This is a genomic window from Enterococcus sp. E4-223 (assembly GCF_035727065.1).
In the GTDB taxonomy this organism is placed as follows: domain Bacteria; phylum Bacillota; class Bacilli; order Lactobacillales; family Enterococcaceae; genus Enterococcus_B; species Enterococcus_B faecium.
Window position 1 is genome coordinate 246,901 of sequence record NZ_JAPMLH010000005.1, and the last position, 6,486, is coordinate 253,386.

Annotated in this window: 4 protein-coding genes and 1 other annotated feature; of the genes, 1 reads left to right on the forward strand and 3 read right to left on the reverse strand. The window is 38.1% G+C overall.

What is annotated here, in order from left to right:
* Window positions 1–189: 189 nt before the first annotated feature.
* Window positions 190–1,674, forward strand: coding sequence for an IMP dehydrogenase (guaB, locus tag OS139_RS09025; RefSeq protein WP_002295264.1), 1,485 nt, complete (start codon window positions 190–192; stop codon window positions 1,672–1,674).
* A 670-nt stretch (window positions 1,675–2,344) separates the two neighbouring features.
* Here the strand turns inward: guaB and serS are convergent.
* The 3 genes from serS to OS139_RS09040 all read right to left on the reverse strand — a co-directional run bounded on the left by serS (window position 2,345) and on the right by OS139_RS09040 (window position 5,794).
* On the reverse strand, window positions 2,345–3,616 hold the full coding sequence (gene serS / locus OS139_RS09030; RefSeq protein ID WP_325066881.1) for a serine--tRNA ligase: 1,272 nt from the start codon (window positions 3,614–3,616) through the stop codon (window positions 2,345–2,347).
* Window positions 3,617–3,665: 49 nt separating this feature from the next.
* Window positions 3,666–3,871, reverse strand: a binding site (T-box leader).
* A gap of 38 nt (window positions 3,872–3,909) precedes the next feature.
* Window positions 3,910–5,118 carry a sensor histidine kinase gene (locus tag OS139_RS09035; protein ID WP_002295267.1) on the reverse strand — a complete coding sequence of 403 codons (1,209 nt, stop codon included), beginning with the start codon at window positions 5,116–5,118 and terminating at the stop codon, window positions 3,910–3,912.
* A complete protein-coding gene (locus OS139_RS09040; RefSeq protein WP_002295268.1) occupies window positions 5,105–5,794 on the reverse strand; it encodes a response regulator transcription factor in 690 nt (229 codons plus the stop codon). The genes OS139_RS09035 and OS139_RS09040 overlap by 14 nt, the downstream gene beginning before the upstream one ends.
* Window positions 5,795–6,486: the final 692 nt, after the last annotated feature.

Sequence of the window (6,486 nt, forward strand, 5' to 3'; positions counted from 1 at the left end):
TTTTGATTGGCTGTTCTTATTACTTGATGCAGGACAGCTTTTTTACAATCTCTTTTAATACACACAGATGTAAACGCTTTATATTGGTATTCTATGAGAAAGCTAACTTGATTCCAAGTAGATCATTGACTTAAATGAAAAAATCAATTATTTTAATAGATAAACTAAATTAGAGGAGTGGTACTAAAAATGTCCAACTGGGAAACAAAGTTCACGAAAAAAGGATTTACTTTTGATGATGTCTTATTGATACCAGCAGAAAGTCACGTGTTACCAAACGAAGTGGATATGAGCGTACAATTAGCTAAAAATATTAAGTTGAATATTCCAATCATCAGTGCAAGTATGGATACTGTTACCGACAGCAAGATGGCCATTGCTATGGCAAGACAAGGCGGACTAGGTGTGATCCATAAAAACATGACAATCAGCCAGCAAGCGGATGAAGTAAGAAAAGTCAAACGTTCTGAAAGTGGCGTAATCATTGATCCGTTCTTCTTAACGCCACAGCATCTTGTAGCAGACGCAGAAGAATTGATGAGCAAATATCGTATCAGTGGTGTGCCAATCGTTGAAACACTTGAAAACAGAAAATTGGTAGGGATAATTACAAACCGCGACATGCGTTTTGTAACAGATTATCACATGCCGATTGCTGATGTGATGACAAAAGACAACTTAGTGACTGCCCCAGTAGGTACCTCTCTCAAAGATGCAGAAAAGATTTTGCAAAAACATAAAATCGAAAAATTACCAATCGTAGATAACGAAGGTCGTTTAAGCGGATTGATCACGATCAAAGACATCGAGAAAGTGATCGAATTTCCAAATGCAGCAAAAGATGAACATGGTCGATTGCTTGTAGCAGCAGCCGTTGGTGTAACAAGCGATACATTTGAGCGTGCGAATGCTTTATTAGAAGCAGGGGCAGATGCAATCATCATCGATACAGCTCATGGACATAGTGCAGGTGTGATCCGAAAAATTCAAGAAATCCGTTCAACTTTTGCAGATGCAACATTGATTGCAGGAAACGTTGCGACGGCTGAAGCGACAAAAGCTTTATATGATGCAGGTGTAGATGTCGTAAAAGTTGGTATCGGACCAGGATCGATTTGTACGACACGTGTGGTAGCCGGTGTAGGTGTACCTCAGCTCACAGCTATTTATGATGCAGCATCAGTTGCTCGTCAATATGGCAAAGCGATTATTGCAGACGGAGGGATCAAGTATTCTGGTGACATCGTCAAAGCATTAGCTGCCGGCGGACATGCAGTGATGCTAGGAAGTATGTTGGCAGGGACAGATGAATCACCAGGTGAATTCGAAATCTTCCAAGGACGTCGATTCAAAACATACCGAGGTATGGGCTCATTAGGCGCGATGGAAAAAGGTTCAAAAGACCGTTACTTCCAAGGTAGTGTCAATGAAGCAAATAAATTAGTACCAGAAGGAATCGAAGGTCGGGTTGCTTATAAAGGAAGTGTTGCAGATATTATTTTCCAAATGATCGGCGGTTTGCGTTCAGGAATGGGTTATGTTGGGGCAGCGAATCTACAGCAATTACGTGATGAAGCGCAATTTATCCAAATGAGCGGCAGTGGATTAAAAGAATCACACCCTCATGATGTACAAATCACAAAAGAAGCACCAAACTATTCAGTTGAATCTTAAAAACATTAAAGAGCGTGGGACAAAAGTAAAGAACACTTTTGTCTCACGCTCTAAACACGTATAAACGGCGGAAGTAGAAGCAACTCCTTCGGAAATAAGAAGAAATTCAAAAAAATTTGAAAAGCAATTTTCGTGAATTTCTTCTTATTTCTTGGAGTTAAACGCTTCTGTCCCAGCCTCTTTTTGAATAAACAGTGTTCCCTTGCCACCTCCGAATCACAAGTACAACATTCATAAAATATGAAGAGCTGTTTTTTGAATTTGTTCCTTGTAACTCGGAGCTGGGGGGGAGGCTTACGACCTCTCCACTAAACGGTGTTCAATCAGCTGACCCTCGGTATTAGTTCAACAAACGGTAAAATATGAGGGACTATTTTTCCATTTTTTTCTCTAATACTCAGGCCAGGACGCTGATTTCACAACCTCTCGATAAATGGTGTTCAATCAACTAACCCTCGGTATTAGCTCAAAAAACGGTAAAATATGAGGAGCTATTTTTTCATTTTTTTCTCTAATACTCAGGTTAATTCGCTGATTTCACAACCTCTCGATAAATGGTGTTCAAAAGCCAGTTTCTCGGTATTAAGTCCAATTTATGCAAAAATGTGGAAAGCCATTTTCACAAAATTTTTCTTAATACTCGAAACTAAGCGGCTTTTTCACAGCCTCTTTATTTAATAACTTTCAGGTTCCCCATATAAGGAACGAGCGCTTCTGGAACTGTGACAGAACCATCTTCATTTTGGTAATTTTCCAAAATGGCAGCTACTGTACGGCCAACTGCAAGTCCTGAACCATTCAGAGTATGAGCATAGTGGATTTTTCCATCATTATCGCGATAACGGATCATTGCGCGGCGTGCTTGGAAATCTTCACAGTTAGAACAAGAACTGATTTCACGATAAGTATCTTGTGCAGGTATCCATACTTCTAAGTCATAAGTTTTAGCTGCAGAAAAGCCCATGTCTCCAGTTGATAAGGCCATCACACGATAAGGCAAATGCAATTTTTTCAAGATATCTTCTGCATCAGCTGTCATTTTTTCCAATTCTTCGTAAGAATGCTCTGCATCCGAAAATTTGACCATTTCTACTTTATTGAATTGGTGAAGACGAATCAGTCCTCGTGTATCCCGACCAGCACTTCCGGCTTCAGAACGAAAAGCAGGGCTTAGTGCAGTGAAATAAATAGGTAAATCTGCACCATCTAAAATTTCATTATTATAATAGTTAGTTAATGGTACTTCAGCTGTTGGGATTAACGTTAGATCAGTATTCTCCAATTGGAAAACATCTTCTTTGAATTTTGGAAATTGTCCCGTACCAAACATCGCTTTACTGTTGACGATATAAGGAGTGATCATTTCAGTATAGCCGTGTTCGTAAATATGCTGATCAAGCATGAAGTTGTAGACTGCACGTTCTAATCGAGCACCTAATCCTTTGTAATAGACAAAACGGCTACCGGCTACTTTTGCGCCACGTTCAAAATCTAAAATATCAAGATTTTCTGCAATTTCCCAGTGTGGTTTTGGTTCAAAAGCAAATGTACGTGGTTCGCTCCAACGACGGATTTCTACATTGTCCTCTTCATCTGTTCCAACTGGCACAGAATCATGGGGAAGGTTTGGCAAAGTAGTTGCAATTTGTTTCAACTTTTCATCCACTTCAGCAATTTCAGTATCCAATGCTTTGATGTTGCCACCGACTTCTTTCATTTCAGCGATTTTAGCAGAAGCATCTTCTTTTGCACGCTTCAATTGGGCGATCTCAGCAGAAACATCATTTCGATATTTTTTTAATTCTTCACTTTTGACTAGTAGCTTACGACGATTTTCATCTAGTTCCATGAATTCAGCTAATGTTTCTTTTTTTACGCCCCGAGTCATCAATTTTTCTTGTACTTCTTCAATATTTTGTCGCATCATTTTTACATCTAACATATGATTTCCTCCTTTTTGAAAATAAAAAAAGACTGATCCATCCCATTATTCTTGGGACGAATCAGTCTGAAATTCGCGGTACCACCCAAGTTCAGCGTCAGCTGCACTTGTTGAACACATAACGGCTGTTGAACCGACCTTTCTTATTTCGAAAGGGCACGTAAACGAACTGGAACTTCCAAATTATCCTTTGCTGATTTACACCTGCCATCAGCTCTCTGAAAAAGAATAAAGTGTACTGGGTTCTGTGTTTTTCATTTATTCTAATAATTGTAATAAGAATAGCGAATATTTCAGCTTTCGTCAATAACTTCCTGTGTATCAATAGGTAATTTTTCATTTTTCTTGATTGGAAGGTGCATGATGAAAGAAGTCCATTGCTTATCTGATTTTGCATAAATGTATCCGCCGTGCAAAGCCACAATGCTTTGAGCGATTGCTAAACCAAGTCCAGTTCCTCCAGTTGCTTGTGAACGAGATTCTTCTACACGATAAAAACGGTCGAATAGATTATCGATTGCCTGTTGTGGGATCATTGCTCCATTATTTTTGACTGTTGCAACAACTTCTGAACCGATACGTTCTACTTCGATTACGATCTTCGTTGCTCCTTTTCCGTATTTCAACGCATTCGTCAAAAGATTATTGAAGACACGTACAAGTTTTTCGGTATCGCCATCCATGATAAGGGAGTCTACTTTTGATTGAACAAGTATTTGGATATTTTTTTTAGAAGCTTCCAACTCAAAATCAGCTGCTAACTGTTCGATCAACTGGATCATGTCAAAGGCAGAAAAATTCACCGGGACAGCAGGCTGGCGTACCTTAGTGTATTCAAATAAGTCGTCCACTAAAGATTTCATCTGCTTTGCTTTGATATAAGCAGTATGCGTATACTTTAAAAGATCTTCTTCTGAGTGATACTGGCCATCTTCTATCAGTCCTAGGTATCCAATGATGGACGTGAGTGGGGTACGGATATCATGACTGACATTCGTGATCAATTCATCTTTTGATTTTTCGATTTTACGTTCGTCTTCAATCGCTGCTACGGTACTATCCACCAATCCATTGATACTTGTTACCACTCGGCTTAAGTCACCACTCAGTTCAAAAGGGATACGATGATCATAATTTCCGTTTGCGATGTAGTGAAGTTCGCTGATGATATGCCGCAATTGCATTTGGCGATATCTTCGAATCAAGCGCCAATACAAAACACCAATATCTAATAGGAAGAAAAAGGGAATAATAAAATTCCGGCCGTTCCAGAACAAATCAGTGTTCAATCGTTCTGCAAAAATATTCTTTGAATCCCAAATCGCATTCGTCAAAGAAGGTGAACTGTTGATCACCGAACTGATAACAACCAGAATAGAAACATTTAATAGAAGCAAAAGGATAATCGTGATGATTCCTTCCGCTAACAATTCGCTGATTTCTTTTGAAGTCAAATTGATCCGACGGCGTTTTTCAGTTGCTCGTTTACTATCTTGCGTCAATTTTATAGCCCACTCCCCAAACGGTTTGAATGACTTTTTCACCACCAGTTGCTTCTTCAATCTTATCTCTTAAATGACTAACGTGAACCATGACAGTTTTAGCAGAGACAATACTTTCTTGTTTCCAAACACGCTCAAAAATTTCATCCGCGCTAAATACTCGATTAGGATGACTAGCAAGCAAGTAGAGGATACCGAATTCCAAAGCTGTTAACTGGATTTCTTTCCCATCGATTGTTTTAACTTCATGAGAGTCTTTATTGATGATTAATGCATTTACTTCTAATACATCAGGCTGATCTGGGGCAATCTGCATTTTTGTACGCCGTAATAAAGACTTTACTCTAGCCATTACTTCTAACGGATTAAATGGCTTGGTCACATAATCATCTGCACCAGCGACCAGTCCTTTGATCTTATCCATATCAGTAGTTTTTGCTGTCAGCATAATGATTGGTATTTGGGATTCTTTTCGTAGCTCTTTCACTACTTGCATCCCATCCATCTCAGGCATCATGATATCCAAGATAAGTAATTCAATATCGGGAATTGTTCTAATCTTAGATAATGCTTCCTTCCCGTCATAAGCCTTTACTGCTTCATACCCCTCATTGTGAACATAGATACTTAATAATTCAACGATTTCTTTATCATCGTCAGCAATCAAAATTTTCATAAATAAATCCTCCAGAGTCATATTGTTACTATTATTCTAGCAAAAAAAAGCAGAAATAGATAAAAGCAGCACTTTGTTAAGGAAAATTTTAGAAGGTGAGACATCTAGTTGGTGTGAATAAGACAAGAACATGAACATTAAACTGAAAACAAAAGGATTTTACGTCTCACGGAGTTATAAAGACGAACGAAAAAGGACCAGAACTAACCAATGATCATATAAGCTAGAAATGTTGATAAATAAGCATTTTCTTATTGACTTTCACATGTGATGTTGATATATTATTATTTGTTCAAAAGAACACCAATAACTTATTAAATAATAAAAAATAAGTTGTTGACATGTTGGAAATGACATGATAAGATAACTGAGTCGTTAAAAAAGAACCACTTGTGAAGCTTGATTCTATCGAAAAAACTTCAAAAAAGTTCTTGACAAATAACAAACGATAAGTTATGATAAATGAGTTGCTGAAAGATTTCGAAAAACGAAATCGAAAAAAACTTTTAAAAAAGAGTTGACAATCGCTTGTCTCTCTGATATGATATAAAAGTTGCTACGGCAGCCAAAAATGAATCGGGAAACACTCCCGATGAAGTAGACCTTTGAAAACTGAACAAAGTAAGACAAACCAAATGTGTAGGGCGTCTTGATTCAATTCAAGACAACAAACATTTTTAACAAGCAAGCAA

What these genes read in the sequence shown, in the direction of transcription:
- guaB (WP_002295264.1), top strand. Translation starts at nt 190, where the DNA reads ATGTCCAACTGGGAAACAAAGTTCACGAAAAAAGGATTTACTTTTGAT.
- serS (WP_325066881.1), bottom strand. Translation starts at nt 3,616, where the DNA reads ATGTTAGATGTAAAAATGATGCGACAAAATATTGAAGAAGTACAAGAA.
- OS139_RS09040 (WP_002295268.1), bottom strand. Translation starts at nt 5,794, where the DNA reads ATGAAAATTTTGATTGCTGACGATGATAAAGAAATCGTTGAATTATTA.